The following is a 25,204-nucleotide window of genomic DNA, read 5'->3' on the forward strand; positions in this document are numbered from 1 at the left end:
TATGGATACGTTCAGCTATTTGGGCCAGGGCTTCGGCGTTGCACTGACCCCTTACAACCTGATCACCGCACTGTGCGGCACCTTGATCGGCACCGTGGTCGGCCTGTTGCCGGGCCTTGGGCCGATCAACGGCGTAGCGCTGTTGATCCCCATCGCATTTGCCCTGGGGCTGCCGCCTGAGTCGGCCTTGATCCTGTTGGCGGCCGTGTACCTGGGCTGCGAATACGGCGGGCGCATCAGCTCGATCCTGTTGAACATCCCGGGTGAAGCTTCCACCGTGATGACCACCCTCGACGGCTACCCGATGGCTCGCAAAGGCCTGGCGGGCGTGGCGTTGTCGCTGTCGGCGTGGAGTTCGTTCATCGGTGCGTTTATCGCCACCTGCGGCATGGTGCTGTTCGCCCCGCTGCTGGCCAAATGGGCGATTGCCTTCGGCCCGGCGGAATATTTCGTACTGATGGTGTTTGCCATCGTCTGCTTGGGCGGCATGGCCGGTGACAAGCCGCTGAAGACCTTTGTCGCGGCCTTGATCGGCCTGTTTCTGTCAGCAGTGGGTATCGATGCCAACAGCGGCGTTTACCGATTCACCGGCGATAACATCCACCTGACCGACGGCATCCAGTTCGTGGTGCTTGTATTGGGCCTGTTCTCCATCAGCGAGATCCTGTTGCTGCTGGAAAAAACCCACCGTGGCCAGGAAGCCGTGAAAGCCACCGGACGCATGATGTTCAACCTGAAGGAAGCTTCTGCGGTATTCGTCGTGAATATTCGCTGCGGCCTGCTGGGTTTCATCATGGGTGTCTTGCCGGGCGCGGGTGCCACACTGGCCTCGGCCGTGGCCTACATGACCGAAAAACGCCTGGCCGGTGCCAGCGGTAAATTCGGCCAGGGCGACATGCGCGGCCTGGCGGCTCCGGAAACCGCGATCGGCGCTTCCGCCTGCGGCGCCCTGGTGCCGATGCTGACCCTCGGCGTACCCGGCTCGGGCACCACGGCGGTGATGATCGGCGCCCTGTCGCTGTACAACATCACCCCCGGCCCGCTGCTGTTCCAACAGCAACCGGACATCGTCTGGGGCCTGATCGCCTCGTTGTTTATCGCCAACATCATGCTGGTGATCCTCAACATCCCGATGATCCGCATCTTCACCCGCATCCTTGCCGTGCCGAACTGGGCACTGGTGCCGGTGATCGCCATCATCACTGCGATCGGTGTGTACGCGGTTCACGCCACCACCTTCGACCTGTTCCTGATGGTCGGCATCGGCATCTTCGGCTACATCCTGCGCAAGCTGGATTTCCCGCTCTCGCCGGTGCTGCTGGGCTTTATCCTCGGCGGGTTGATGGAGCAGAACCTGCGTCGTGCGCTGTCGATTTCCAACGGCGAATTGCAGATCCTCTGGTCGAGCCCGATCACCTTCGGCGTGTGGGTACTGACGGCCTTGATGCTGTTGTTCCCGCTCCTGCGCATCTGGCGCAAGCGTTCCCTGCAGCGTCGTGCCGTGGCCGATGTCTGAGGCCACGTTCAGAAACTGGTGGGCAACACCGCTGGTCGGTCTGCTGGGCGGGTATCTCGCCAGCCAGATCGGCTGGCCACTGCCGTACATGGTCGGCTCGTTGCTGGCGATCATCCTGGTGCGCTGCCTGACACCCTGGCAGCTCGCGGAAATTCCCGGCGGCCGCAAATGCGGCCAATGGGTGGTGGGCATCGGCATCGGCCTGCACTTCACCCCGGTGGTGATCGAGCAGGTGATGAGCCACTTCGGCCTGATCTTCTTCGGCGCGCTGGTCACCAGCCTCTCCAGCATCGTGGGTGTGTGGTTGATGCGCCGCAGCGGTGAAGACCGTGCCACAGCGTTTTTCTCGAGCATGCCGGGTGGGTCGGGGGAGATGGTCAACCTCGGCGCACGCAACGGCGCAGTGCTCAGCCGCGTCGCGGCGGGCCAGAGTTTGCGGGTATTGGTGGTGGTGCTCTGTGTGCCGGCGGCGTTCAAGTATTTGCTGGGGGAAGGTGCCCCGCAGTTTCATCCGGCGACGGTGGATTGGACCTGGCTGGCGCTGCTGTTTCCCGTCGGCGCCCTGGTGGCCTGGGGCTGGCAACGCTTGCGTCAGCCAAACCCCTGGCTGTTCGGGCCGCTGCTGGTCAGTGCCGCCGCCAGCATTACCTGGGACTTGCACATCGGGCTGCCCGACGGCGGCAGCCAGATCGGCCAGTGGCTGATCGGCAGCGGCCTGGGTTGCCACTTCAACCGGCAGTTCTTCCGGCGCGCGCCGTTGTTCATGGGACGTACGTTGATCGGAACGGCGTTGACCATGTTGATTGCGACGCTGGCGGCTGTGGGCTTGAGCGCACTCACACATCTGGACCTGCGTTCGCTGACACTGGGCATGATGCCAGGCGGAATTGCGGAAATGAGCCTGACGGCGGAAACCCTGCAACTGTCGGTGCCGTTGGTGACGGCGATGCAGGTGATGCGTTTGTTGTTTGTGCTGTTTCTGGCGGAGCCATTGTTTCGGCACTGGAACCGGCAGCCAGACAAAATCTGAAGCCCAAGAGACGTTCAATTGTGGGAGCTGTCGAGCTTTAGCGAGACAGCTCCTACATTGGAGCTATGTCAAACCGGCGGCAATCGCCACTCGATCGGCGTCTCGCCATTCTGCTCAAGAAACTTGTTGGTGCGGCTGAAATGCCCGCAGCCAATAAACCCTCTATAGGCCGACAACGGCGACGGATGCACCGACGTCAGCACCAGGTGCTTGGTGGCGTCGATCAGCTTCTGCTTGCCCTGCGCATGGGCGCCCCACAGCAAGAACACCAGGTGCGGCTGATGCTCGCTCACCACTTCAATAATCCGATCGGTAAAGAACTGCCAGCCCTTGCCCGCATGGGCGTTGGCATTCGCGCGCTCCACGGTCATGGTGGTGTTGATCATCAGCACGCCCTGGTCGGCCCAGCTTTGCAGGTAGCCGTGGTTGGGAATGTCGATGTTCAGGTCACGCTTGAGTTCTTTGTAGATATTGACCAGCGACGGCGGTGCCGGCACGCCCGGTTGCACCGAGAAGCACAAGCCGTGGGCCTGGCCCGGGCCGTGATACGGGTCCTGGCCGAGGATCACCACCTTGACCTTGTCCAGGGGCGTTGAGTTGAGTGCGTTGAAGATCATCGGGCCGGGTGGGTAGATCTCCTTGCCTGCCGCGTGCTCCTGGCGCAGGAATTCCCGCAACTGGGCCATGTACGGCTGGTCGAACTCGTCACGCAGGGCGTGTTTCCAGCTGGGTTCGAGTTTGATACGGTCGTCGGTGGTCATGGTTACGCTGTCTAGTCAAAAGAATGAGGCGAACCCTAGGAAAGCCGACCTTGCTTGTCAATTGATCTGACGCAGATACCGCACTTTCCTGCGAAGCGATCATACTGAACCTTCACTTTATCGATTGAGGTCATGATGAACCTGCACTTCGAAGAGCTGATTGGCACCGGCGGCGCCCGCGTTGGCATCGCCAGCCTGGACGCGGAAAAATCCCTCAATGCCTTGTCGTTGCCGATGATCCTGGCCCTGAGCGAACGCCTGGACGCTTGGGCCAAAGACCCGCAAATCGTCTGCGTGCTGCTGCGCGGCAATGGCCCCAAGGCTTTTTGCGCCGGTGGCGAAGTCCGCAGCCTGGCCCAGGCCTGCCGTGAACATCCCGGCGAAGTACCGGCGCTGGCCGCGCAATTTTTCGCCGCGGAGTACCGCCTCGACTACCGCCTGCACACCTATCCCAAACCGCTGATCTGCTGGGGCCACGGCTATGTGCTGGGCGGTGGCATGGGCTTGCTGCAAAGCGCCGCCGTGCGCATCGTCACTCCGAGCAGCCGCCTGGCCATGCCGGAAATCAGCATCGGCCTGTACCCGGACGTGGGCGCCAGTTGGTTCCTGTCTCGCCTGCCCGGCAAGTTGGGGTTGTTCCTCGGCCTGACCGGCGCCCATATGAATGGCCGCGACGCCCTGGACCTGGGCCTGGCTGACCGTTTCCTGCTGGATGAACAACAAGACGAACTGCTTGAAGGCCTGCTGCAACTGAACTGGCAGGAACAGACCGACATGCAGCTCAACAGCCTGCTCAAGGCCCTGGCCCAGGAAGCCACCGGCCAGTTGCCCGAAGCCCAATGGCTGCCGCGCCGTGGGCAGATCGACGAGTGGCTGGACGTGGGGGATGTGCGCTGTGCGTGGCGAGCCTTGAGCCAGTTACGCGATCACACCGACCCGCTGCTCCGCCGCGCAGGCAAGACCCTGAACGAAGGCTGCCCGCTGACCGCGCACCTGGTGTGGGAACAGATCCAGCGAGCGCGGCACCTGTCCCTGGCCCAGGTGTTCCAGATGGAATACACCTTGAGCCTGAACTGCTGCCGTCACCCGGAATTCAGCGAAGGTGTGCGGGCGCGGTTGATCGACAAGGACCAGCAGCCACACTGGCACTGGCCGGACATCAACTTGATCCCCGAGGCCGTGGTGCAGGCGCACTTCCACAAGGTCTGGGAAGGGCGGCATCCGCTGGCGGACCTGTCTGACTATTGAGCGCCCGTCGGCGCTTTTTTGCCCTCGAACGTGAAGGCACAATTATCGGGTTGGTGGTCGTCGCACTGGAAAATCTGTTGCCCGAAAGCATCGGTGCCCGGTACCCAATGCGTGGTATCTGCCAGCGACATCGCCCCCCCGGCTTGAGCCGTGCCGTACCTCAGGGTGACTGTCTTACCCCTCAGGGTTTTATAAATGCACTTTTCCAGATAGCCATGCTTGCGCTCGTCCTGCTCGCTAGGAGTAAAAAGCGCGCCGACAAAGGTTTCCACGAATTCCCCGCCGCTCATTGCCTGGCTTACCCATGGCGAGTCGCTGTCAGTTCCCTGAAAGTGACCGTCAACGTAGCGTACAGCGCTCGGGTAAGGACAGGATTGCGCTGCTGCCAACGTACTGACGCCAAGAAAAGCAAAAAATAACAGGTAGAGCTGGCTGACGTTCATGTCATGGGTTCCATCAGTCGATGCTGAAAGCGATACGCCAAACAGGCGACTGCTCCCAATTAACTACAGGCGTAACCCACAGGATAGCTGTCAAATATGACAGTGCCGACCAACGGTAAACAAAAACGGCGCCTGAGCGCCGTTTTTCCAATTATTCCTATCAGCGATGACCGCCGCCACGGCCTCCACCCTGACCACCACCCTGACCACCACCCTGGCCATGTCCGCCACCATTACCCCAGTGACTGTTGCCCCAACCCTGGTTTGGGTAAGGCCGATAACCCGCGCGCGGCCCCGCAGGATAATAGCGCGGCGCCGGCTGGTAATAACGCGGCGACGGGTAATAACGCTGCGGTGGCGGGTAGTAACCCTGGCGGTAATGGTAATACGGGCCGCCGCCGTAGTAATACGCCGGCGCGGGCGCCGTGTAGACCTCGGAACCGTAGTAGGCCTGGCCGCCACCGTAATAAGGCGCGCACGCAGAAAGGGTCAAGCCGAGCAAAGCGATGAGAAGCAGTCGACGATACATGGCGGCCTCCTGGACCGCGGAAGAGCACACCCAGCGACGCTGGGGGGCGGCAAACAGCTTTCACTGCCTGACGAAATATCTGACATCAAAAACGGAATCTGGTGCGATTTAGACATAGATTGATACATCTGCCGGTCGCCTCATTGCAGTGCAACCCCGCACCACCACGACGCATATTCACCGCACGTTTCGCCCTCCTCCTCGCGCCAACCCGCGCCATTACTGCACCCGTGCCACTTGGCACGACTCTCGCTTTACCTCTCCCGTGCAGGAGTCATCACAGGTTCGCGGCACCACAATTTGCAATGGCTGACTAGGGTTCCGGCTCGCTAAGGCGAGTGGCTGGTCCGAGAGTCGGCGACCTCCAGTTGAGGTTACACGGCGGGATAAAAGCCCGGGAGACAAGCCACCGTTCACGGTGCCGCGTTGCTCCTGCTCGCCCTTGATCAACTGGAGAAGCATCCATGCCCTCGATACGTTTACCCGCCCTGCTCGCCGCCGCCTTCGCCGCCGTGGTGAGTTTTTCCGCCCAAGCCGCCCCCAAAGACCATTTCAGCGTGTGCTGGACGATCTATGCCGGCTGGATGCCGTGGGAATACGCCGGCAGCCAAGGCATCCTCGACAAGTGGGCCAAGAAGTACGGCATCAAAATCGACATGGTGCAGCTCAATGACTACGTCGAATCCATCAACCAGTACACCGCCGGCCAGTTCGACGGCTGCACCATGACCAACATGGACGCCCTGACCATTCCCGCCGCCGGCGGCGTGGACAGCACCGCGCTGGTGGTCAGCGACTTCTCCAATGGCAACGATGGCGTGGTCATCAAAGGTGAAGGCAAGACCGTCGCCGACCTCAAGGGCATGAACGTCAACCTGGTGGAACTCTCCGTGTCCCACTACCTGCTGGCCCGCGCCCTGGAGTCGGCCAACCTCAGCGAAAAAGACCTGAAAGTGGTCAACACCTCCGACGCCGACATCGCCGCCGCCTTCAACACCGACCAGGTCAAGGCCGTCACCACCTGGAACCCGATGCTCTCGGAGATCAAGGCCAAGCCCGGTGTCACCGAAGTGTTCGACTCCAGCAAAGTGCCCGGCGAAATCATGGACATGATGGTGGTCAACACCCAGACCCTCAAGGACAACCCCAAGCTGGGCAAAGCGTTGACCGGCGCCTGGTTTGAAGTGGTGGCGCTGATGAACGCGAAAAACGCCGCCAGCACCGACGCCCTGGAACACATGGCCAAGGCCTCCGGCACCGACCTCAAGGGCTTCCAGTCGCAACTGGACACCACCAAGCTGTTCGCCACGCCCAAGGAAGCCCTGGCCTTTGCCACCAGCGCGCAGTTGCCCGCCACCATGGACAAAGTCGCCGAGTTCTCGTTTAAACACGGCCTGCTGGGTGAAGGTGCCAAGGACACCAACGCCGTGGGCATGAGCTTCGCCAATGGCGTGACCCGCGGTGACACCGCCAACCTCAAGCTGCATTTCGACCCCAGCTACGTACAGATGGCCGCCGACGGCACGCTGTAAGAGGACGCGGCCATGCGCCTGATCAACCGTCACCCGGAACGCTCCAGTCGCCTGCTGTTGGTGCTGCTGCCCTTCGCCCTGCTGCTGTTCGCCTACTTCGTGGGCTCGGCCGAGCGCCTGGCAGACAACCCCAACGACAAGCTGCTGCCCAGCGCCGCACAAATGGGCGACGCAGTGAAACGCCTGGCCTTCAGCGCCGACACTCGCACCGGTGAATACGTGCTGTGGCAAGACAGCGCCTCAAGCCTGCGCCGCCTGGCGATCGGCCTGGGCATCAGCGCCCTCGCCGGCCTGTGCCTGGGCATTGCAGCCGGCACCTTGCCGCTGTTTGGCGCACCGTTGTCCCCCTTGCTGACGGTGCTGTCGATGGTGCCGCCGCTGGCGATCCTGCCGATCCTGTTCATCGTGTTCGGGCTGGGGGAATTGTCGAAAGTGATGCTGATCGTGATCGGTATCACCCCGGCCCTGGCGCGGGACCTGGAACAGCGGGCACGGGAAATTCCCGTGGAGTTGCTGGTGAAGGCACAGACCCTCGGCGCCTCCACCTGGACCCTGATGCTGCGGGTGGTGCTGCCGCAATTGCTGCCACGCTTGCTGATCTCCCTGCGCCTGATGCTCGGCTCGGCGTGGCTGTTCCTGATTGCAGCCGAAGCCATCGCCTCCACCGACGGTTTGGGTTACCGGATCTTCCTGGTGCGCCGCTACCTGGCGATGGACGTGATCCTGCCCTACGTGGTGTGGATCACCCTGCTGGCCTGGCTGATGGACTGGGGCCTCAAGGCCCTGACGCGGCGCGCGTTCCCCTGGTACGAAGGAGCGCGGGCATGAGTTTTATCAGCGTCAACAATGTGTGGCAGCGCTATGGCGACCAGGTGGTATTGGAGCGCCTGAACCTGCACGTGGCCGAAGGCGAATTCTGCACCCTGGTCGGCACCTCCGGTTGCGGCAAATCGACCTTCCTGCGCCTGCTGCTGGGGCAGGAAACCGCCAGCCATGGCGAGATCCTGCTGGACGGTAAACCGCTCGCCGCCGAACCCGATGCCAGCCGTGGCGTGGTGTTCCAGCGCTACTCGGTGTTCCCGCATCTGACGGTGCTGGACAACGTTGCGCTGGGCCTTGAGTTGCCGCGTTCAGCGTTGCTCGGCCGCCTGTTCGGCAGCGCGAAAAAACAGGCCCGGGAACAGGCCGCAGCGCTGCTGCATAAAGTCGGTTTGGGCCATGCCCTGGACAAGTACCCGGCGCAGCTTTCCGGCGGTATGCAGCAGCGGCTGGCCATCGCCCAGGCGCTGATCATGAAGCCCCGCGTGTTGCTGCTGGACGAACCCTTCGGCGCCCTCGACCCGGGCATTCGCAAAGACATGCACCTGCTGTTGCTGGAGCTGTGGCGCGAAACCAGGCTGACGGTGTTCATGGTCACCCACGACCTGAGTGAAGGCTTCAGCCTCGGCACCCGCTTGCTGGTATTCGACAAGGTGCGCCTCGACCCACACGCCCCCGGCGCCTACGGCGCCCGCATCACCTACGACATCCCTTTGAACAGCGAGCGCCGCAAGGCGATCGCCGCCGAACTTGGAGCCACTTCCAAATGACCGACTCAACTCAATTGTTCCCACCCTTCGCCGAGGAAATGCTCCCCGGCGGCGGCCACCGTTCCTTTGTACTCAAGCGCGGCCAACTGCTGCGCCTCACCGACATTCGCGGCGGCGCCAACGTCAGCCTGACCCTGCTCAATGCCAATGAAAAAACCGAGCGCCTGAACCTGCCCGACAGCCTCAAATGCCAACACACCGCCAAGCTCACCAACGGCCATTGCCTGTACTCGGACATGGGCCGCGTGCTGGCTGCCATCACCGCCGACACCTGCGGCTGGAGTGACAGTATCGGCGGCGTGTCATGCGCCTCCGAGGTCGCGGAAAAATACGGCAAAGGCCGCTATCAAGAGCTGCGCAACGGCTTCTACCGCAACGGCACCGACAACCTGCTGGTGGAACTGGGCAAGTGGGGCCTGGGGCTGTCCGACCTGCTGATGACCCTCAATCTGTTCAGCAAAGTCACGGTAGATGAAGCTGGCAGCCTGCACTTTGTCCCCGGTCACTCCAAGGCCGGCGACTACATCGAACTCTACGCACCGATGGACACACTGGTGGTGCTCACCGCGCTGCAACATCCCATGGACCCCAACCCCGAGTACGCGCCGCAGCCGCTGAAACTCAGCTGGATGAACGCCGACCCAAGCGTCGCCGAACACTGCCGAACCTCGCGCCCGGAAAACGAGCGCGGCTTTATCAACACCGACCGTCTGTTCGCCTGAGGACCTGCCATGTCTATCGCACTCGCCAAACAACCGGACGCGGCCGTGTACCGCGCGACCATTCCCGCCGGCGAACCCTGGCTGATGGAAGTCAAGGCCGGCCAGACCCTGCGCATCCTCGACCTTGAGGGCAACCAGGCGGTCGACACGCTGTTCTACAGCCTGAAAAACCCCAGGGAACGCTACGACGTGCAGCGCACCCTGCGTCGGCAAAACAGCGTGTACCTGAGCACCGGCAGCGTGCTGTATTCCAACCTCGGCCAGCCAATGCTGACCATCGTCGACGACACCTGCGGACGCCACGACACCCTTGGCGGCGCCTGCGCCCAAGAGAGCAACACCGTGCGCTACGCCCTGGAAAAACGCTACATGCACAGCTGCCGCGACAACTACCTGCGGGCCTGCGCCCACGATGGCCGGCTGGGTAAAAGCGACATCGGGCCGAACATCAATTTCTTCATGAACGTGCCGGTGACCGCCGATGGCGGGTTGACCTTCGAGGACGGGATTTCCGCCCCCGGCAAGTACGTCGACCTGCGGGCCGAGATGGACGTGATCGTACTGATCTCCAACTGCCCGCAACTGAACAACCCGTGCAACGGCTACAACCCAACCCCTGCGGAGTTACTGGTATGGAACTGAAAATGAAGCGGTTGCGTCAGTGGTTGTTCGCCCTGTGCCAGGCCCGCGCCGGGCAGTGCCTGCGAAAACGCTGAAGATCACCTGTGGGAGCGAGATTGTGTGGGAGCGGGCTTGCTCGCGAAAGCGGCGTATCAGGCGACTGATGTATTGACTGAACCACCGCATTCGCGAGCAAGCCCGCTCCCACACTCCACCTCCCACACTGACTGCATGCGCTGCGGACGACCGCAGCGCCATCCACATTTGCGGGACGGCCCGCATCCCAGGACAAGGCCGAGCACTCATCGGCCTGCGGGGTTTTGCCATGTTCGAAAAACTGTTGATCGCCAACCGTGGCGCCATCGCCTGCCGCATCCTGCGCACCTTGCGTGAGCTTTCGGTCAAGGGCGTGGCGGTGTATTCCGAAGCCGATGCCGCGAGCCTGCATATCCAGCAAGCGGATGAGGCCTACAGCCTGGGCGAAGGCGCGGCGGCCGGCACCTATTTGTCGGTGGAGAAAATCCTCGCCACGGCCAAGGCCTGTGGCGCCACCGCGATTCATCCCGGCTATGGCTTTCTATCGGAAAACGCCGCCTTCGCCGAAGCCTGCGAAACAGCAGGCATCGCCTTCGTCGGCCCGACGCCGGAACAGCTGCGGGTGTTCGGCCTCAAGCACACCGCGCGCGCGTTGGCCAGGCAGCACAACATCCCGCTGCTGGAAGGCACCGAGCTGCTCAACAGCCTCGACGCCGCACTACTGGCCGGGGAAACCGTGGGCTATCCGATCATGCTTAAAAGCACCGCCGGTGGTGGCGGGATCGGCATGCGCGTGTGCCACAGCGCCGATGAATTGCGCGACTGTTTCGAGGCGGTGAAACGCCTGGGCCAGAACAATTTCAGCGATGCCGGTGTGTTTATCGAGAAGTACATCCAGCACGCCCGGCACCTGGAAGTGCAGGTGTTTGGTGACGGCTGCGGCGAGGTCATCGCCCTCGGCGTGCGCGACTGTTCGGTGCAGCGGCGCAACCAGAAAGTGCTTGAAGAAACCCCGGCGCCGAACCTGCCCGACGGCATGGCGGATGAGCTGTGCCGTGCCGCCATCACCCTGGCCAAGGCAGTGAATTACCGCAGCGCCGGCACCGTGGAATTTATCTTTGATAGCGCCGATGGCCGCTTCTATTTTCTGGAAGTGAACACCCGGTTGCAGGTGGAACATGGCGTCACCGAGCAAGTGTGGGGCGTGGACCTGGTGCGCTGGATGGTGCAATTGGCCGCCGGGGAAATGCCGCCATTGCGGGAACTGCAACTGAAGCCTCACGGCCACGCGATTCAGGCACGCCTGTACGCCGAAGATCCGGGCCGGGAGTTTCAGCCAAGCCCGGGGCTTTTGACGTATGTGGACTTCCCGGTCGCTGAAGGCCTGCGCATCGACACGTGGGTGGAGGCCGGTTGCGAGATTCCGCCCTACTTCGACCCGATGATCGCCAAGCTCATCACCTGGGCGCCGACCCGCGAACAGGCACGCCTGGATTTGCATCAAGCCCTGAGCAACAGCCAACTGTACGGCGTGGAAACCAACCGCGATTATCTGCGCCAGATTCTGCTCGCTACACCGTTCGCCAGTGGCCATCCGTGGACGCGCTGCCTTGAAGATTTGGTGTGCCACGCCAACACGTTTGAAGTGCTCAGCGCCGGCACGCAAACCAGTGTGCAGGACTATCCGGGGCGCCTCGGTTACTGGGCCGTAGGCGTGCCGCCGTCGGGGCCGATGGACAGTCGCGCGCTGCGCCTGGGCAATCGCCTGCTGGGCAATGCCGAGGGCACCGCTGCGCTGGAAATCACCATGAGCGGGCCGTTGCTGCGCTTCAATTGTGCGGCGGTGGTGGCGGTGACGGGTGCAAACATTGTGCTGCGCTTGAATGATGAAGCGGTACCGATGAACACCGCGTTGCTGATCCCGGCGGGCGCAACCTTGAGCCTGGGCACCATCGCCGGGGCCGGTGCTCGCAGCTACCTTTGCGTGCGCGGCGGGCTGCAGGTTCCGGATTATCTGGGAAGCAAAAGTACCTTCACCCTTGGCCAGTTTGGTGGGCATGGCGGGCGGGCTTTGCGGCCAGGTGATGTGTTGCACTTACTGCCGTTGGAGGATCTCAGTTGCGGCAATACGCTAGTGCCTGAACCGCTTGGCGAGGTGCGAACACTGCGGGTGATCTACGGCCCCCACGGCGCGCCGGAATACTTCAAGCCCGAGTACATCGAGACGTTCTTTGCCACCCAGTGGGAAGTGCATTTCAACTCCAGCCGCACGGGTGTGAGGTTGATCGGGCCGAAGCCTCTGTGGGCGCGTACGGATGGCGGTGAGGCGGGGTTGCATCCGTCGAATATTCACGACAATCCCTATGCGATCGGTGCGGTGGATTTTACCGGGGACATGCCGGTGATCCTCGGCCCCGATGGCCCGAGCCTGGGTGGGTTTGTATGCCCGGTGACGGTGATCGAGGCGGACTTGTGGCAGTTGGGCCAGCTCAAGGCGGGTGACAAAATCTGCTTCACCCCCGTCGATATCAAGACCGCCCGAGACCTCGCCTTGAACTGGGATCGTTCCCACGCTCTGCGTGGGAATGCCGCCTGGGACGCTCCGCGTCCCGCTGTCGACGCAATGACGCAGAGCGTCACAGGATGCATTCCCACGCAGAGCGTGGGAATGATCAGGTCGCCTGTTGTTCTGGACATCGGCCAGGCCGACACCCGCCTCGTCGCCCGCCTCGCCGGCGACACCCACCTGCTCCTGGAAATCGGCGCCCCGGAACTCGACCTGGTGCTGCGCTTTCGCGCCCACGCCCTGATGCAAGCCCTCGAAGCACAAGCCCTGCACGGCGTCATCGACCTGACACCCGGCATCCGCTCCCTGCAAATCCACTACCAGCCCGAACAACTTACCCTCGCCGACCTCCTGGCGCTGATCACCGCCGAATGGCACGCCGTCTGCGCCAGCCAAAACCTGCAAGTGCCGTCGCGCATCGTCCACCTGCCACTGTCCTGGGACGACCCGGCCTGCCAACTGGCGATCGAAAAATACATGACCACCGTGCGCAAGGATGCCCCGTGGTGCCCGAGCAACCTGGAGTTCATCCGCCGCATCAACGACCTGGCCAACCTCGACGAAGTGCGCCACACCGTGTTCGATGCCAGCTACCTGGTGATGGGCCTGGGCGACGTCTACCTCGGCGCGCCCGTGGCCACGCCGCTGGACCCGCGTCACCGCCTGGTCACCACCAAGTACAACCCGGCACGCACCTGGACCGCCGAAAACTCCGTGGGCATCGGTGGCGCCTACCTGTGCGTCTACGGCATGGAAGGCCCCGGCGGTTATCAGTTCGTCGGGCGTACCTTGCAGATGTGGAACCGCTACCGGGAAGTGGCCGCGTTCGATGGCAAACCGTGGTTGCTGCGCTTCTTCGACCAGATCCGCTTTTACCCGGTGAGCGCCGATGAGCTGGTGCAGATTCGCAGGGATTTCCCCCTTGGGCGGTTTGAACTGAACATCGAACACAGCCAGTTGAACCTGACGGATTACCAGGCCTTTCTCGCGCAGGAAGCCGAAAGCATCGGCGCGTTTCGCGGGCAACAGCAGCGCGCGTTCAACGCCGAACGCGAACGCTGGATCGCCAGCGGCCAGGCGCATTTCGACAGCGAGGAACTCGCCGCACCACAGGGCGCAGACACGCCCTTGCAGGCCAATGAATACAGCATCGACAGCCACATCGCCGGCAATCTCTGGCAAGTGCAGGTCAGCGCTGGCGAACGCGTGGCGGCGGGAGATGTGCTGGTGATCCTGGAGTCGATGAAAATGGAAATCCCGGTAGTCGCACCGTTCGCCGGCACCGTGCGGGAAATTCCGGTGCAGCCCGGCAGCGGCATTGGCGCAGGCCAACGGGTGGTGGTGCTGGAGCGTGATTTGCAATAACGCGGCGGGGCTGTATCGTGCAAGGCACACCGGGTTTCACCGGGACCTTGTCCGATACAGCCTGAACCGACCGATGACCACGCCAACCCTCTGCCCCGCCTGCGGCGCCCGCAACGATTGCGCCCTGGCCGACCCGCGCACTGCCGACCAGGCATGCTGGTGCTATTCCGTCAGCATCGACCCCGCAGTGCTCGAAGCCTTGCCGGCGGAACTGCGCAATAAAGCCTGCCTGTGCCCGCGTTGTGCCCAGGTGGACGAACAACTGCGCGGCAACGAGCGGTCGTAATGCGCGTAGATCGTTTCCTCAGCAACCTGCCCCGTTTCAACCGTAAACAGGTTCGCCTGTTGCTGGTGGAGCGGCGGATCAGCGTCGACGGCCAGGCCATCAGCGATCCGCACCACCCGGTAAGCGAGTTCAGCCGTGTGTTGCTGGATGACGAAGTGCTGCAAGCCGGCAAACCCGCGCGTTACTTCATGCTGCACAAACCCCAGGGCTGCGTCAGCGCCACGTCCGACCCGCAACACCCCACGGTGCTCGACCTGCTGGATGAACCGGACAAGCACGAGCTGCACATCGCCGGTCGTCTGGATTTCAACACCACCGGCCTGATGCTGATCACCAACGACGGCCAGTGGTCGCGCCGCCTGACCCAGCCGCAAACCAAACTGCCCAAGGTCTACTACGTCGAGACCGAGCAGGACATCGGCCCGCAATACGCGGCCACTTTCGCCGCCGGCCTGTACTTCGCCTTTGAAGACCTCACCACCCAACCGGCGGAACTGGAACTATTGGGCCCCAGAACGGCGCGCCTGAGCATCATTGAAGGGCGTTATCACCAGGTGAAGCGCATGTTCGGGCACTTCGACAACAAAGTGATACGCCTGCACCGCGAACGCATGGGACCGCTGGAGTTGGACGCAGCCCTTGCGCCAGGCCATTACCGGGCGCTTACAGAGGCTGAAATCCAACAGGTCTGATGACCGTTCAGCCGATGATGGCAAAAACCCACGCCATCGACTGGCGAACTGGCATCCCTGATGCTTGAATCTACCCAGCCAGCCGCAATTTGACTGGCGAGTCACCCCTACCTACAAGAAACACTTTGCCCGTCCGCACGCTTGACCTGCGGGCCTCTCACGGCAAATTGCCCGCCATAACAACACCCGTCGGCCAGCCAGTACCGGATCGACATGGGCCCTCACTTCCAGGCGTATGCCTACCTGTCACAAAGCTCGTGCAGAGTGATCTGCGCGCATTACCCGCTTGCCAGGAGTCTTACGACATGAGGCCAGAAATCGCTGTGCTGGATATACAGGGTCAGTATCGGGTTTACACGGAGTTCTATCGCGCGGACGCAGCAGCCAAGACCATCATCCTGGTCAACGGCTCAATGGCCACCACTGCGTCTTTCGCCCAGACCGTGAAAAGCCTGCACCCGACGTTCAACGTGGTTTTGTATGACCAGCCCTACGCTGGCCGCTCCAAAATCCACAACCGCCACGAGCATATGCTGACGAAAGAAGTCGAGGGCCAGATCCTTCTGGAACTCATCGACCACTTCGCCGCCGAACACGTGCTGTCCTTTTCCTGGGGCGGCGCCGCGACCCTCGTCGCCCTCGCCCATCGCCCGCGCCGTGTGGAAAAGGCCGTGATCAGCTCGTTCTCCCCGGTGATCAACGCCCCGATGCGCGACTACCTGGAGCGCGGTGTCGACTACCTCGGCAACCTCGACCGCGACCGCGTGGGCCACCTGGTCAACAGCACCATCGGCAAACACCTGCCGTCGCTGTTCAAACGCTTCAATCACAAACACGTGAGCAGCCTGGCCGAGCACGAGTATGGGCAGATGCACTTTCACATCAGCCACGTGCTCAACAGCGACCGGCTGTGCTACCTCAAGGCCGCTAAGCAGATTGATATACCGGTGTTGTTCTTGAACGGCGAATGGGACGAGTACACCAGTGCCCAGGATGCCAAGCTGTTTGGGCAACATATTGCGAAAAGCAGCTTCGGCACGATTCAGGCGACCGGGCACTTTCTGGATATGGAACACAAGGCCGCGTGCCGGGATAGCCGGGAGGCGTTGATGGGCTTTTTGAGACCGGAGCAGCAGCCAAGCCGGTTGCGGTACCACGCGTCACAGCCACAGCATGCGTTTGCCGTATGAGCGGTGGGGTTGTGGGCGGGCCGGATTTCCCAGGGGGGCCGCCTGCCCACGATCGACCGTTGGCACGTAAAACACAGAATTTTCGAAGAAAAACTTCAAATCCGCGAGCACATCTGGTACAAAGTCAGCCGCTCTGAGCGGGTATAGTTTAGTGGTAGAACGAAAGCTTCCCAAGCTTTAGATGAGGGTTCGATTCCCTCTACCCGCTCCACTCAGATTTTGCTCCTGCGTCAGGCTGGTTGTTGACGGGGGATGTGTAAAAAACCGGTCCTTGGTGGCCGGTTTTTTTATGCTCGAAATTTGCGAGGGCTGCCGATCACCGAACAACCTTGAAATAGACAAGCTCCGGATCACCCTCATCCAGATTCTCAATAACGCCACTGCGCAAGAATCCAGCCTTGGATATGAGTTGCTGTGAAGCGACGTTTGAGCTGTTCGTGGAGGTGAAGAGCTTATCCGTCTTACATCGGGATTCGGCGGCTACAAGCAGCAGAAGCGCGATGCCTTTGCGCTGGTGTTCAGGAGAGACAACCACCAGTGAAACAAAGCCATTCCCGAAAAAATCATAGGTAAGTACGAGATAGCCGACGACGCTGCCAGCTTCCACCGCAACCAAGCATTGATGCTTCTCAACAGCCTGGTGAATAAGCTCGCCACGGCTGACATTCGATTTCGCGTAAGCGTCGAGTTCAACCATTGCACTCACGTCTTCAAATGTTGCCTCTCGGGTCGACGGATCTGTGCTTGTCTCGCTGTTCCGGGTCATCGGTACTGACTCCCAACACGTCAAAATCGGCTGCCCTTCCCTTGGTATGTGCGGCCTGGAAGGGAAAGCCTTTATAGAATCAAGAAACCCGATCCACTCGGTCCTGCACGGCTTCTACCAGTAAAAGCCCCAGCTCAATCATTTGCTGAATTGCCAATGCCAAACAGCGATGCTCGTCTGGCAGGTTATCGGCAAATTCGTTGGTCATTGCGCCAGCGCCGGCAATGGTTTCGTAGGCGTTGGCGAGCAATGCATCGGTGCCGATCTCGGGACGTACGCTGAATATTCTTACGGGTGAATTATACGAGTCAGTACACATCTGTTGATCCTCAAGAAGGACCACCACCCAGTCTTACGGAAATTAGGGTGGCAGCTGTACGCAGGTTAGTAGACCGGGAAGTTTCAGAACCGGCGCGCCCGAAGACGCCCTGCGCACAGCTACCATTAGGCACAGGCAATAAAATGCCTGACCGACAGAACAGCCGTACGCCAAAACTTCACAGGGCTACTAAACCCGACCGCTGATGGGCAGCGGCTGACGAACCTTAAAGAGGTCGTCCAAGGCGCACAACCGGGACGATTCTGATGGTTGTGTAGGCAATGGAGCAAGGTTCAAATATTCAGGCCAATCCGCGCTTCAGCCTTCAATTCCCTCCAACTGCGCAAGATCCGCAAGCAACCCCAGCCCCACCGGCTCCCATCCCAACTTCTTGCGCGTGATAGCACTGGATGCAGGCATATCGTGAGCGGTAAACCTTGCCAACCAACCAAAAAATCCCTGAGCCTCTTGCGCCGGAATGGATTTAACCGGCAACCCTAGCCGCGTCCCCAAGACCTCGGCAATCTCCCGCTGCGACACACCCTGCTCTGCCACCGCGTGATACCTCGCGCCCGGTTCGGCTCTTTCAATCGCCAGCCTGTAGAGCTGGGCCACGTCCAGAATATGTGCCGCCGGCCAACGGTTTTTCCCGTCAGCGATGTAAGCGCAAACGCCCTTCTCGCGATACAACTCGATCACCGGGCTAACCAGCCCCTGCCTGACGGTGTCGTGTACTTGAGGCAAACGCATCACCGACACATTCACCCCCGTCGCGGCTACAGCGTTAGCCGCTTCTTCCGACGCTGCACGAGGAATCTGCGCTGAGGTAACCACCGCACCATCCTCCGTCGCCAACTGCCCCGGCACGGTGCTCGCAATTCCGACACCAGAGGTAATGATCAGCGGTCGATCCGACCCGGCAAGTGCCTCTCCCAGCGCCTGGATAACCCGGCGGTCGTCCTCGCAGTTCGCGACGAATTTCGAGAAGTCGTGATTGAACGCCAGGTGAATCACGCCATCCGCCTGGGCAACACCAGACTTGAGGCTTCCCAGGTCCTCAAGCGACCCACGATGTACCTGAGCCCCGGCGGCCTCCAGCGCTGCCACCTTGTCATCCGAGCGGCACAACCCCAGCACCTGATGGCCCGCCGCGATCAGTTCCTTGACGACAGCCGACCCGATAAATCCGCTGGCACCCGTTATAAATATGCGCATGAACCGTATCTCCGTGTGTATTCAGAGACTAATCTGTGCGCTTGCCCTATACGGGTAAAGTAGTGAAGTTATCAGGGTATAGAGGCTAACAGGCTATGAGCGCAAACCAGTTGGGCAGCTATCTGAAAGACCGACGTACCCGGCTTGATCCGGCGGCATTCGGCTTCTCATCGGCACGACGGCGTACGCCAGGTTTGCGCCGCGAAGAGGTGGCCCAACGCGCGAACATCAGCCCTACCTGGTACACCTGGCTCGAACAGGGCCGTGGCGGCGCGCCGTCGGTGGAAGTGCTGGAGCGGATTGCCCATGCGCTGATGTTGACCGATATCGAACGCGAGCATCTGTTCCTGCTGGCTTTCGGACGCCCACCCGAAGTGCGCTATCAGCAAAACGAAACGGTGACGCCACGCCTGCAACGGGTACTGGATGCCTTGAACCCCAGCGCCGCGATCCTGCGTACGGCGACCTGGGATGTGGTGGCCTGGAACCAGGCGGCGACGGTCATGTTGATGGACTACGGATCCCAGGCGCCGGAACAGCGAAATATCCTGCGGTTCATGTTCCTTGATCCCAATTCCCGCGCGGCCCAATACGACTGGGAAAGCGTGGCGCGGTTTGTGTTGGGGGCTTTCAGGATTGATACGGCACGCTCAGGCGCGGCGGAGCAGGTGCAGCCGCTGGTGGATGAACTGTGTCGACGCAGTCCTGAGTTTAAGGCGATGTGGAGCGAAAACGATGTTCAGGGCGCCCATGGTGATCGCATCAAGCGAATACGCCATTCGGTGTTGGGGCCGATCGAATTTGAGTATTCGGTGTTTGCGGTCGATGGGCGCAAGGATCTGAATATGGTGGTGTACAACCCGGCGACGCCGGAGGATGCGCAGCGGATCGCATCCTTGATGGATTAGGCGCCAGCAACTGCAAGAGACTTCGACACTGCAATCGCTCGCAACAAGAGACCATTTGAATCCTTAGCCTTACTCACATCATTCTCCTGCGCCTAACCGCGCCGCGCGCACGTGCTCATGCCTATTGCCAGCCAGTATCCATATGGATACAGTGAGAACCCGTGAACTATCATGTCCAGCAAACGCAGACCTTCATTACCTGGCATTCAGCAATACGTGATTTACGCGCAAAAATCGCCATCGCCCGGCGCATCGATCGCGCATCTGCTGGCAATCTGGGCGATATAAAGACGGTAGGCAATGGTGTCTCGGAAATGCGCGTAGATATCGGTCTGGGTTATCGAGTGTATTTCACGCAGCGAGGAAGAACCGTCATCGTCTTGCTGGCCGGTGGCGACAAATCCTCACAAGACGCCGACATCCGGCGAGCAAAAAAACTGGCAAAGGAAGTTTGATCATGAGCCAAACACTGACGACATTTGATATGGCGGCACTGCTCGACAGTGATGAAGCCATCAGCGAATACCTTTCTCAAGTTCTGGCCGACGGCGATAACGAGGAGTTCCTCAGGGCCGTCGGGTACGTGGCCAAAGCTCGCGGGATGGCGCGGGTCGCGACCGATACCGGCATGGGCCGTGAGAGTCTGTACAAGGCATTTGCCCCTGGAGCAAAGCCCCGCTTCGAAACGGTACTCAAGGTGCTTCACGCACTGGGTATCGATCTGCAAGCACAGCCGGGGCATGTCGCCAATCATTCGATTATTTGAGTGAGCAGCCCTGCTGCACCACCCACGCCAACGGCAACGTCAGCAACAACATCCCCGCCAGCACCATCACCGCCACCGGCACGCCCATCGAGTCCCCCAGCCCGCCAAAAAGAACCGGCGCCAACGCGCCCCCGCCGATGGTGCCGGTGTAGAACACCGCAAACGCCTGCTCGCGTTTACCCGCGCCGGCCAAGTCCGGGACCGCGCCGTAAAGCACCGACGACGTGCCATTCAACGCCAGCCCCAACACCGGCAATATCACCATCAACCCGCTCAACGGCAGGTACACCGCCGCGACGATCAACAGCGCTGTGCTGGTTTCCGTCAGCCACACGGTTTTCATCATGCCGATACGTGCGCCGAGGTAGCCGCAGAGCAATTTGCCGAAGGCGCCGCCGATAAACAGCATGGTCAGCGCGAGACCGATGCCCGCAGTGCCGGCGCCTTTAGCTTGCAGAAGAAAGGGCAGAAACGTGAGAAAACCCATGCGCACGGCACTGTCGAGTGTGCCCGTGACGATCAGCGCACGCAGGCCGCTGACCGAGCCACTTCCGATCAAGGTCTTGGCGGTTTTGCCGGAAGCAGACGCCGCTGCCTGCGTTGGGATCAGCCACCACAGCAACCCCGCCGCGGCCAATCCCAGCATTCCAAGAAGCGTGACGCTCGCGCGCCAGCTGATGACGGTCAGCAACAGGCCGACCAGCCCGGGAACCAGGGTTTTGCCAATGTCCCCGGAGAAGTTGTATTGAGACAGCGCTTCCTTGACCCCACCACCGCTCTCGTAGGTGTCGGTGATCATCGAAGAAGCCAGCGGATGCTGGGTACTCGCCCCCAGCCCGCCCAACAGCAGCGCCAGCAACAACATGCCCAACCCGGTCGCCTGCCCCACCAACAGATAGGCAACACCGGCAAGCGCCGTGCCGCCCACCAGCATCGGCGTGCGTCCCCAGCGTTTGGCGGCGCGACTGGCCATCAGCTGAAACACCGCCATCATCCCGGAATAGGCACCGCGCAGCAGGCCGACCTGGGCGTAGGTCATGCCGAACTGCGCTTGCCAGATCGGCAGCAGCACGTAGATCACATCGGTCAGGCCATCGTGAATCGCGTGGGCGCTGCAGCCGGCGATCAACGAGCGGCGACGGGCGGAAGTCTCGGGTACCGGCAGGGCAACGGCATCGTTCATGAGGTCTTGCTCAGTTCAGGTTGGAGGGGCTTCCAGCCCGCCAGGGCGATCAGCAACGACAGTAGCTGGAAACCGATGATCAGCGCCACACACCCCACCCAACCCCAACGCCCCCAGATCAGCGCCGGGACGATGGCGCCGAAGCTGCCGCCCAGGTAATAGCAGGTGAGGTACAGGCCCACGGCGCCGGCCTCGTTGTGGCGGGCGGTGGCAGTGGTAAAGGCGCTGGCCGCGGCCTGGGCGAGGAACACGCCCGTGGAGCTAAGGGCCAGGCCCAGCACGATGCACCACAGGGATGGCAGCAAGGTCAGGCCCGAGCCACAAACGCCAAGCACCGCAGCCGCCGTCAGCAGTTCGGATTGCGGGCGGGATTTGCTCAGGCGCCCGGCAACGGGAATGACCACCAGGGCCAGCAGGAACACCATATAGATCGTGCCCAGCGCCGCCGGGCCAAGGTCGAACGGGGCTTGGCTGAGGTAAAGGCCAGCGTAGGTAAACGTCGCCACTTGGGAGAACAGCACGCAAAATCCTACGGCGTAGGCTGCCAGCAGCGGCGTGCCGAGCACGTCGGCCCAGGTGGTTGAAGGTCGTGCGACTCGGGGCGGATTGCCCGGCAGCAGGAACTGGATAAATCCGCCCACCATCAGGCTCAACACTGCCAACAGTTCAAAGGCTTCGCGCCAGCCGACGTACTCGGTCATCACGCCGGTGACGAAGCGCCCGGCAAACCCGCCGAGCACGGTGCCGGCCACATAGAGGCTGGTGACTTCGGTGACGGTGCCGCCGCGCCAGCGATCACCGATGTAGGCCACGCTGGTGGCGAACACCACGGGGATCAGCATGCCTTCGATAAAGCGCCACACCAGCAGTTCGGCAAAGCTGCTGGCATAGGCAGTCATCAGCGCCGGCAACGCCAGCAACAGCGCAGCCGCCGAGATCACCGTGCGTTGCTCAAAACGCCCGGTCAGGCGGCTGACAAAGGGCGCGGTCAGCGCTACCGCCAAGGTGGTGACGGTAATGCTCCAACCGGCCGTCCTGGCGCTCACTTCAAAGTTGGCGGCAAGGGGCTGCAAAATGCTCTGGGTGGCGTAGAGGTTGAGAAACGCCGCGCAGCCACACAGGAACAGGGCAAGACGGGCACAATGCAGGCGCGGCTTCATGAAACCTCTCGTTTTATTATCTGAGGCCTTTATAGAATGACCCGCACACCCGAGACCAATACCGATTTCGAACCGATCAATACCCTGGGGCCAGGATGCTCGACCTACGCAAGCTGCGTTACTTTCTGACCGTCGCCGAAGAATTGCACTTCGGCCGAGCGGCCATTCGCCTGCACCTGGCCCAGCCGCCGTTGACCCGGCAGATTTCCGCGCTGGAGACTGAGCTGGGATTTCGCCTGTTCGACCGCACCAGTCGCACGGTTTCGCTCACTCCCCAGGGGCGCGCGTTCCTGCCCTACGCACGGGCGGTGCTGGAGCAGGTCGACCTCGCTGAAGTCATCGCGGGCAAACTGGCGGCGGGTGCCGCCGGGCAACTGGCGCTGGGTTACGTCAGCTCGATAGCCCTGTCGGACTTGTTCAGCCAAGCGATTCAAGCCTTCGCCCAACGCTTTCCCGATGTGCAACTGACGCTGGTGGAATGCGCCTCCGGCAGCCTGGGCGCACAGGTGGCTGATGGCCGCCTGGATATCGGCTTGAGCCGGCTACTGCCCCAGGACGGTCAGACTGAGGTGCAAGCGTTGTCGTTGGGTGAGGAGCGGCTGGTGGCGGCGGTGTCCAGCGACAGCCCGTTGGCCAACCAGGCCGAGGTCAGCCTGGCGCAGTTGAGTGGGTACCCGTTGATTCTGTTCCCTGCCGATTATGGCTCGGGGCTTAACCAGTCCATTGAGCAGCTTTATCGGCACAAAGGTTTGCCACTAAGGGCCGGGCCGTCGGGACGGCAAATTACCTCGATCATTGCACTGGTGGCGGCGGGACAAGGTGTGGCGCTGGTGCCGGAATGTACGCAGAGTTTGATGAACAAGGGCGTGACGTATCGGCCGTTGGTGGACGCGCAAGCGTATGCACGGCTGCTCGTTCTTACGCGCAGCGGCGCAAGCAGCTTGATGGTCACGGCATTTCTCACGGTAATTGATGAGTTGCTGCAGGCTCGTCAGAAGGCCTGATTGTTCTCTCGAAAAACCTCGCAATACCTCCGTCGGGCACCGTCCCCATGCGCTCATACACTGCATACAGCCCCTACAGAAACACCGGTCATCGACCGCTGGTAGGTAGAGTGTTGATAATTTATTTTCAGTGGTTATAGTCTCCACCAACACACACCACAAGGAGGTGCTGTGGACAGCCGATATTTGATAGGTCACATCGTTGCGGATGGCTGGTATCTGGTGCGAATCAGAGGCAGCCATCATCATTTCAAGCACCCGACAAAGCCGGGGCTGGTGACGATTCCCCATCCTAAAAAGGACCTGCTGGACAAGACCGCAAAGAGCATTTTGAAACAAGCTCTGCTCAGCTAACACGTTCGTGGAGGACAACAAACATGCTGTACCCAATCGCAATTTCAACCGGTGACGAGGACCATGCCTGGGGTGTGGAAGTCCCGGACATTCCCGGTTGCTTCTCAGCTGGAGATGATCTGGACGACGCCATGGCCATGGCCCGCGAAGCGATCGAAGGCCACTTCGAGATCCTCGCAGAAGACGGTGCGCCCATTCCTACAGCACAGAAAGTCACCCTCCATGCCGCCAACCCGCAATATGCCGGCTGCACGTGGGCGGTGGTGGATATTGATGTGACCAAGTACCTGGGCAAGGCACAGAAACTCAATATCACGTTGCCCGGCTACCTGCTGAACCGCATTGACGAATACGTCCTGCATCATCCGGAAGAAAAAAGCCGTTCGGGCTTTCTTGCGTCTGCTGCCCTCAAGGTATTGCAACAGGACCGGTAACAGCACTTCAAGGAACCGCGCAATGCTCCCTCCCTCACACCGCACGCCCAGCCCCGTACTGCGCAAGGTACTGGGCTGGGTGCTGATCGCTCCTCTGCTGCTCTCGTTCCTCAGGCTGCCCTTTGCGCTGGGACTCGTGTTGGTGCTGGCGTCCATCACGGCCTCCGTTTATGGCGCCCGGTTTGCCCAACTGCACGCCAGTCGGCGTGTAACCCTATTTGCCGTGATCATCACGCTGCTCAACATCGCTTCATTTTTTGTCATTGGCACGGCATCGGTACTCAAGGCGCTGTACTGGTTCTCGTGGTTTTATTGGTATCCGTATTACGCCGATTGGGTTTACTGGAACTTCTAAGTCGTTCGCGAATTCGACCGCAAGAAACGTAGTTCCACCCTGGGCCGGCCCATCTACAGTAGAGCCATACCCACTCAAGGAGCCCGACCATGTCCTACGAATACAAATACATGCCCTCCCCCGTCGGCCAACTGACCCTCGTGGCCCGTGACGGAAAACTCACCGCCATCCTCTGGGAAAAAGAGCGGCCCAATCGCGTTCGCCTGGGTGCCCTGCAAGAAGCCAGCAACAGCCCGGTACTGCTGGAGACCGAGCGACAGTTGAAGGAGTACTTCGCCGGTGCCCGCAATCGTTTCGAGCTGGAACTGGACTTCGCCGGCACCGACTTCCAGAAGAAAGTCTGGCAGGCGCTGTTGACCATCCCGTTCGGAGAGACCCGCAGCTACAGCCAGATCGCTGCGCAGATAGGCAACCCCAAGGCCGTGCGTGCCGTCGGCGCCGCCAACGGGCGCAATCCGATTTCGATTGTTGCGCCGTGCCATCGGGTGATTGGTGCGTCGGGTGGCTTGACCGGGTTCGCCGGCGGGCTTGAGGCCAAGCAGTATCTGCTGGCGCTGGAGGATCACGGCTGACCCCCAGCAGGAAAACGTACAACTTTGTTCAGATCCTCAATT

Annotated in this window: 28 protein-coding genes, 1 tRNA gene and 1 riboswitch; of the genes, 21 read left to right on the forward strand and 8 right to left on the reverse strand. The window is 61.3% G+C overall.

What is annotated here, in order from left to right:
- Position 1: 1 nt before the first annotated feature.
- Both HX811_RS13985 and HX811_RS13990 read left to right on the forward strand, forming a co-directional pair.
- Positions 2-1,516, forward strand: coding sequence for a tripartite tricarboxylate transporter permease (locus HX811_RS13985; protein WP_003212016.1), 1,515 nt, complete (start codon positions 2-4; stop codon positions 1,514-1,516).
- Positions 1,509-2,546, forward strand: a complete 1,038-nt coding sequence (locus HX811_RS13990; protein WP_003212018.1) for an AbrB family transcriptional regulator — start codon at positions 1,509-1,511, stop codon at positions 2,544-2,546. Before HX811_RS13985 ends, HX811_RS13990 begins: the two co-directional genes overlap by 8 nt.
- A gap of 68 nt (positions 2,547-2,614) precedes the next feature.
- Here the strand turns inward: HX811_RS13990 and ung are convergent, their stop codons facing one another.
- The gene (gene ung, locus HX811_RS13995) at positions 2,615-3,307 is read right to left on the reverse strand and encodes a uracil-DNA glycosylase (protein WP_003212020.1); all 693 of its coding nucleotides are present in this window, start codon (positions 3,305-3,307) and stop codon (positions 2,615-2,617) included.
- A 135-nt stretch (positions 3,308-3,442) separates the two neighbouring features.
- Between ung and HX811_RS14000 the strand changes: the two genes are divergently transcribed.
- Positions 3,443-4,555, forward strand: a complete 1,113-nt coding sequence (locus HX811_RS14000; RefSeq protein WP_177028564.1) for an enoyl-CoA hydratase/isomerase family protein — start codon at positions 3,443-3,445, stop codon at positions 4,553-4,555.
- Here the strand turns inward: HX811_RS14000 and HX811_RS14005 are convergent.
- The gene (locus HX811_RS14005; RefSeq protein WP_177046262.1) at positions 4,549-4,998 is read right to left on the reverse strand and encodes a DUF3757 domain-containing protein; all 450 of its coding nucleotides are present in this window, start codon (positions 4,996-4,998) and stop codon (positions 4,549-4,551) included. The two genes, HX811_RS14000 and HX811_RS14005, sit on opposite strands and share 7 nt — an antisense overlap.
- A gap of 160 nt (positions 4,999-5,158) precedes the next feature.
- On the reverse strand, positions 5,159-5,527 hold the full coding sequence (locus tag HX811_RS14010) for a hypothetical protein (protein WP_177035871.1): 369 nt from the start codon (positions 5,525-5,527) through the stop codon (positions 5,159-5,161).
- A 302-nt stretch (positions 5,528-5,829) separates the two neighbouring features.
- Positions 5,830-5,930, forward strand: a riboswitch (guanidine-I (ykkC/yxkD leader).
- A gap of 61 nt (positions 5,931-5,991) precedes the next feature.
- Between HX811_RS14010 and HX811_RS14015 the strand changes: the two genes are divergently transcribed.
- The 10 genes from HX811_RS14015 to HX811_RS14060 all read left to right on the forward strand — a co-directional run bounded on the left by HX811_RS14015 (position 5,992) and on the right by HX811_RS14060 (position 16,337).
- Positions 5,992-7,059 carry a putative urea ABC transporter substrate-binding protein gene (locus HX811_RS14015; RefSeq protein ID WP_008437831.1) on the forward strand — a complete coding sequence of 356 codons (1,068 nt, stop codon included), beginning with the start codon at positions 5,992-5,994 and terminating at the stop codon, positions 7,057-7,059.
- Positions 7,060-7,071: 12 nt separating this feature from the next.
- The gene (locus HX811_RS14020) at positions 7,072-7,887 is read left to right on the forward strand and encodes an ABC transporter permease (RefSeq protein WP_003212030.1); all 816 of its coding nucleotides are present in this window, start codon (positions 7,072-7,074) and stop codon (positions 7,885-7,887) included.
- Complete coding sequence (locus HX811_RS14025; RefSeq protein ID WP_003212032.1) at positions 7,884-8,648, forward strand: ABC transporter ATP-binding protein; 765 nt, start codon at positions 7,884-7,886, stop codon at positions 8,646-8,648. Before HX811_RS14020 ends, HX811_RS14025 begins: the two co-directional genes overlap by 4 nt.
- Entirely contained in the window at positions 8,645-9,370 is a 726-nt protein-coding gene (locus HX811_RS14030; protein ID WP_003212035.1) for an urea amidolyase associated protein UAAP1, read from the forward strand. Before HX811_RS14025 ends, HX811_RS14030 begins: the two co-directional genes overlap by 4 nt.
- Positions 9,371-9,379: 9 nt before the next feature.
- Complete coding sequence (locus HX811_RS14035) at positions 9,380-10,012, forward strand: urea amidolyase associated protein UAAP2 (RefSeq protein WP_003212037.1); 633 nt, start codon at positions 9,380-9,382, stop codon at positions 10,010-10,012.
- Positions 10,013-10,316: 304 nt separating this feature from the next.
- The gene (gene uca, locus HX811_RS14040; protein WP_177046265.1) at positions 10,317-13,958 is read left to right on the forward strand and encodes an urea carboxylase; all 3,642 of its coding nucleotides are present in this window, start codon (positions 10,317-10,319) and stop codon (positions 13,956-13,958) included.
- Between the two features lie 73 nt (positions 13,959-14,031).
- Positions 14,032-14,244: a cysteine-rich CWC family protein gene (locus tag HX811_RS14045; RefSeq protein ID WP_003212042.1), complete on the forward strand. Its 213-nt coding sequence runs from the start codon at positions 14,032-14,034 to the stop codon at positions 14,242-14,244.
- Complete coding sequence (locus HX811_RS14050) at positions 14,244-14,936, forward strand: pseudouridine synthase (RefSeq protein WP_177008910.1); 693 nt, start codon at positions 14,244-14,246, stop codon at positions 14,934-14,936. Before HX811_RS14045 ends, HX811_RS14050 begins: the two co-directional genes overlap by 1 nt.
- Positions 14,937-15,241: 305 nt before the next feature.
- Entirely contained in the window at positions 15,242-16,126 is an 885-nt protein-coding gene (locus HX811_RS14055; RefSeq protein ID WP_003212046.1) for an alpha/beta fold hydrolase, read from the forward strand.
- A 137-nt stretch (positions 16,127-16,263) separates the two neighbouring features.
- Positions 16,264-16,337 (forward strand) — tRNA-Gly (locus tag HX811_RS14060).
- A 105-nt stretch (positions 16,338-16,442) separates the two neighbouring features.
- On the opposite strand, the gene HX811_RS14065 is transcribed toward HX811_RS14060, so the two are convergent.
- From HX811_RS14065 to HX811_RS14075, 3 genes are all read right to left on the reverse strand, one after another.
- On the reverse strand, positions 16,443-16,892 hold the full coding sequence (locus HX811_RS14065) for a GNAT family N-acetyltransferase (RefSeq protein WP_177019703.1): 450 nt from the start codon (positions 16,890-16,892) through the stop codon (positions 16,443-16,445).
- A gap of 79 nt (positions 16,893-16,971) precedes the next feature.
- Positions 16,972-17,211 carry a DUF6124 family protein gene (locus HX811_RS14070; protein ID WP_063032677.1) on the reverse strand — a complete coding sequence of 80 codons (240 nt, stop codon included), beginning with the start codon at positions 17,209-17,211 and terminating at the stop codon, positions 16,972-16,974.
- A gap of 318 nt (positions 17,212-17,529) precedes the next feature.
- Positions 17,530-18,426 (reverse strand): SDR family oxidoreductase, encoded by an 897-nt coding sequence (locus HX811_RS14075; protein WP_177046267.1) that lies wholly within the window; start codon positions 18,424-18,426, stop codon positions 17,530-17,532.
- Positions 18,427-18,521: 95 nt separating this feature from the next.
- On the opposite strand from HX811_RS14075, the gene HX811_RS14080 reads away from it, so the two are divergent.
- The 3 genes from HX811_RS14080 to HX811_RS14090 all read left to right on the forward strand — a co-directional run bounded on the left by HX811_RS14080 (position 18,522) and on the right by HX811_RS14090 (position 20,100).
- Complete coding sequence (locus HX811_RS14080) at positions 18,522-19,334, forward strand: helix-turn-helix transcriptional regulator (RefSeq protein WP_008437810.1); 813 nt, start codon at positions 18,522-18,524, stop codon at positions 19,332-19,334.
- A gap of 161 nt (positions 19,335-19,495) precedes the next feature.
- Entirely contained in the window at positions 19,496-19,789 is a 294-nt protein-coding gene (locus HX811_RS14085) for a type II toxin-antitoxin system RelE/ParE family toxin (RefSeq protein ID WP_087692619.1), read from the forward strand.
- A 2-nt stretch (positions 19,790-19,791) separates the two neighbouring features.
- Positions 19,792-20,100 (forward strand): addiction module antidote protein, encoded by a 309-nt coding sequence (locus tag HX811_RS14090; protein WP_003212064.1) that lies wholly within the window; start codon positions 19,792-19,794, stop codon positions 20,098-20,100.
- Here the strand turns inward: HX811_RS14090 and HX811_RS14095 are convergent.
- A complete protein-coding gene (locus HX811_RS14095; RefSeq protein ID WP_177046269.1) occupies positions 20,093-21,283 on the reverse strand; it encodes an MFS transporter in 1,191 nt (396 codons plus the stop codon). The genes HX811_RS14090 and HX811_RS14095 overlap by 8 nt on opposite strands.
- On the reverse strand, positions 21,280-22,443 hold the full coding sequence (locus tag HX811_RS14100) for an MFS transporter (protein ID WP_177046272.1): 1,164 nt from the start codon (positions 22,441-22,443) through the stop codon (positions 21,280-21,282). Before HX811_RS14100 ends, HX811_RS14095 begins: the two co-directional genes overlap by 4 nt.
- A 95-nt stretch (positions 22,444-22,538) precedes the next feature.
- On the opposite strand from HX811_RS14100, the gene HX811_RS14105 reads away from it, so the two are divergent.
- The 5 genes from HX811_RS14105 to HX811_RS14125 all read left to right on the forward strand — a co-directional run bounded on the left by HX811_RS14105 (position 22,539) and on the right by HX811_RS14125 (position 25,162).
- Positions 22,539-23,447: a LysR family transcriptional regulator gene (locus HX811_RS14105; RefSeq protein ID WP_177046274.1), complete on the forward strand. Its 909-nt coding sequence runs from the start codon at positions 22,539-22,541 to the stop codon at positions 23,445-23,447.
- A 171-nt stretch (positions 23,448-23,618) separates the two neighbouring features.
- On the forward strand, positions 23,619-23,801 hold the full coding sequence (locus HX811_RS14110; protein WP_003189411.1) for a type II toxin-antitoxin system HicA family toxin: 183 nt from the start codon (positions 23,619-23,621) through the stop codon (positions 23,799-23,801).
- 23 nt (positions 23,802-23,824) lie between these two features.
- Positions 23,825-24,235 (forward strand): type II toxin-antitoxin system HicB family antitoxin, encoded by a 411-nt coding sequence (locus HX811_RS14115; RefSeq protein WP_003212074.1) that lies wholly within the window; start codon positions 23,825-23,827, stop codon positions 24,233-24,235.
- A 22-nt stretch (positions 24,236-24,257) separates the two neighbouring features.
- Entirely contained in the window at positions 24,258-24,590 is a 333-nt protein-coding gene (locus tag HX811_RS14120; RefSeq protein ID WP_087692623.1) for a hypothetical protein, read from the forward strand.
- A gap of 89 nt (positions 24,591-24,679) precedes the next feature.
- Positions 24,680-25,162 carry a methylated-DNA--[protein]-cysteine S-methyltransferase gene (locus tag HX811_RS14125; RefSeq protein ID WP_003212078.1) on the forward strand — a complete coding sequence of 161 codons (483 nt, stop codon included), beginning with the start codon at positions 24,680-24,682 and terminating at the stop codon, positions 25,160-25,162.
- Positions 25,163-25,204: the final 42 nt, after the last annotated feature.

Source organism: Pseudomonas sp. F8002 (assembly GCF_013385495.1).
Lineage (GTDB): Bacteria > Pseudomonadota > Gammaproteobacteria > Pseudomonadales > Pseudomonadaceae > Aquipseudomonas.

What these genes read in the sequence shown, in the direction of transcription:
- HX811_RS14045 (WP_003212042.1), top strand. Translation starts at nt 14,032, where the DNA reads ATGACCACGCCAACCCTCTGCCCCGCCTGCGGCGCCCGCAACGATTGC.
- HX811_RS14120 (WP_087692623.1), top strand. Translation starts at nt 24,258, where the DNA reads ATGCTCCCTCCCTCACACCGCACGCCCAGCCCCGTACTGCGCAAGGTA.
- HX811_RS14075 (WP_177046267.1), bottom strand. Translation starts at nt 18,426, where the DNA reads ATGCGCATATTTATAACGGGTGCCAGCGGATTTATCGGGTCGGCTGTC.
- HX811_RS14080 (WP_008437810.1), top strand. Translation starts at nt 18,522, where the DNA reads ATGAGCGCAAACCAGTTGGGCAGCTATCTGAAAGACCGACGTACCCGG.
- HX811_RS14050 (WP_177008910.1), top strand. Translation starts at nt 14,244, where the DNA reads ATGCGCGTAGATCGTTTCCTCAGCAACCTGCCCCGTTTCAACCGTAAA.
- HX811_RS14115 (WP_003212074.1), top strand. Translation starts at nt 23,825, where the DNA reads ATGCTGTACCCAATCGCAATTTCAACCGGTGACGAGGACCATGCCTGG.
- HX811_RS14015 (WP_008437831.1), top strand. Translation starts at nt 5,992, where the DNA reads ATGCCCTCGATACGTTTACCCGCCCTGCTCGCCGCCGCCTTCGCCGCC.
- HX811_RS14125 (WP_003212078.1), top strand. Translation starts at nt 24,680, where the DNA reads ATGTCCTACGAATACAAATACATGCCCTCCCCCGTCGGCCAACTGACC.
- HX811_RS14010 (WP_177035871.1), bottom strand. Translation starts at nt 5,527, where the DNA reads ATGTATCGTCGACTGCTTCTCATCGCTTTGCTCGGCTTGACCCTTTCT.
- HX811_RS14030 (WP_003212035.1), top strand. Translation starts at nt 8,645, where the DNA reads ATGACCGACTCAACTCAATTGTTCCCACCCTTCGCCGAGGAAATGCTC.
- HX811_RS14025 (WP_003212032.1), top strand. Translation starts at nt 7,884, where the DNA reads ATGAGTTTTATCAGCGTCAACAATGTGTGGCAGCGCTATGGCGACCAG.
- HX811_RS14070 (WP_063032677.1), bottom strand. Translation starts at nt 17,211, where the DNA reads ATGTGTACTGACTCGTATAATTCACCCGTAAGAATATTCAGCGTACGT.
- ung (WP_003212020.1), bottom strand. Translation starts at nt 3,307, where the DNA reads ATGACCACCGACGACCGTATCAAACTCGAACCCAGCTGGAAACACGCC.
- HX811_RS14000 (WP_177028564.1), top strand. Translation starts at nt 3,443, where the DNA reads ATGAACCTGCACTTCGAAGAGCTGATTGGCACCGGCGGCGCCCGCGTT.
- HX811_RS14020 (WP_003212030.1), top strand. Translation starts at nt 7,072, where the DNA reads ATGCGCCTGATCAACCGTCACCCGGAACGCTCCAGTCGCCTGCTGTTG.
- HX811_RS14100 (WP_177046272.1), bottom strand. Translation starts at nt 22,443, where the DNA reads ATGAAGCCGCGCCTGCATTGTGCCCGTCTTGCCCTGTTCCTGTGTGGC.
- HX811_RS14105 (WP_177046274.1), top strand. Translation starts at nt 22,539, where the DNA reads ATGCTCGACCTACGCAAGCTGCGTTACTTTCTGACCGTCGCCGAAGAA.
- HX811_RS13990 (WP_003212018.1), top strand. Translation starts at nt 1,509, where the DNA reads ATGTCTGAGGCCACGTTCAGAAACTGGTGGGCAACACCGCTGGTCGGT.
- uca (WP_177046265.1), top strand. Translation starts at nt 10,317, where the DNA reads ATGTTCGAAAAACTGTTGATCGCCAACCGTGGCGCCATCGCCTGCCGC.
- HX811_RS13985 (WP_003212016.1), top strand. Translation starts at nt 2, where the DNA reads ATGGATACGTTCAGCTATTTGGGCCAGGGCTTCGGCGTTGCACTGACC.
- HX811_RS14090 (WP_003212064.1), top strand. Translation starts at nt 19,792, where the DNA reads ATGAGCCAAACACTGACGACATTTGATATGGCGGCACTGCTCGACAGT.
- HX811_RS14065 (WP_177019703.1), bottom strand. Translation starts at nt 16,892, where the DNA reads ATGACCCGGAACAGCGAGACAAGCACAGATCCGTCGACCCGAGAGGCA.
- HX811_RS14095 (WP_177046269.1), bottom strand. Translation starts at nt 21,283, where the DNA reads ATGAACGATGCCGTTGCCCTGCCGGTACCCGAGACTTCCGCCCGTCGC.
- HX811_RS14035 (WP_003212037.1), top strand. Translation starts at nt 9,380, where the DNA reads ATGTCTATCGCACTCGCCAAACAACCGGACGCGGCCGTGTACCGCGCG.
- HX811_RS14005 (WP_177046262.1), bottom strand. Translation starts at nt 4,998, where the DNA reads ATGAACGTCAGCCAGCTCTACCTGTTATTTTTTGCTTTTCTTGGCGTC.
- HX811_RS14055 (WP_003212046.1), top strand. Translation starts at nt 15,242, where the DNA reads ATGAGGCCAGAAATCGCTGTGCTGGATATACAGGGTCAGTATCGGGTT.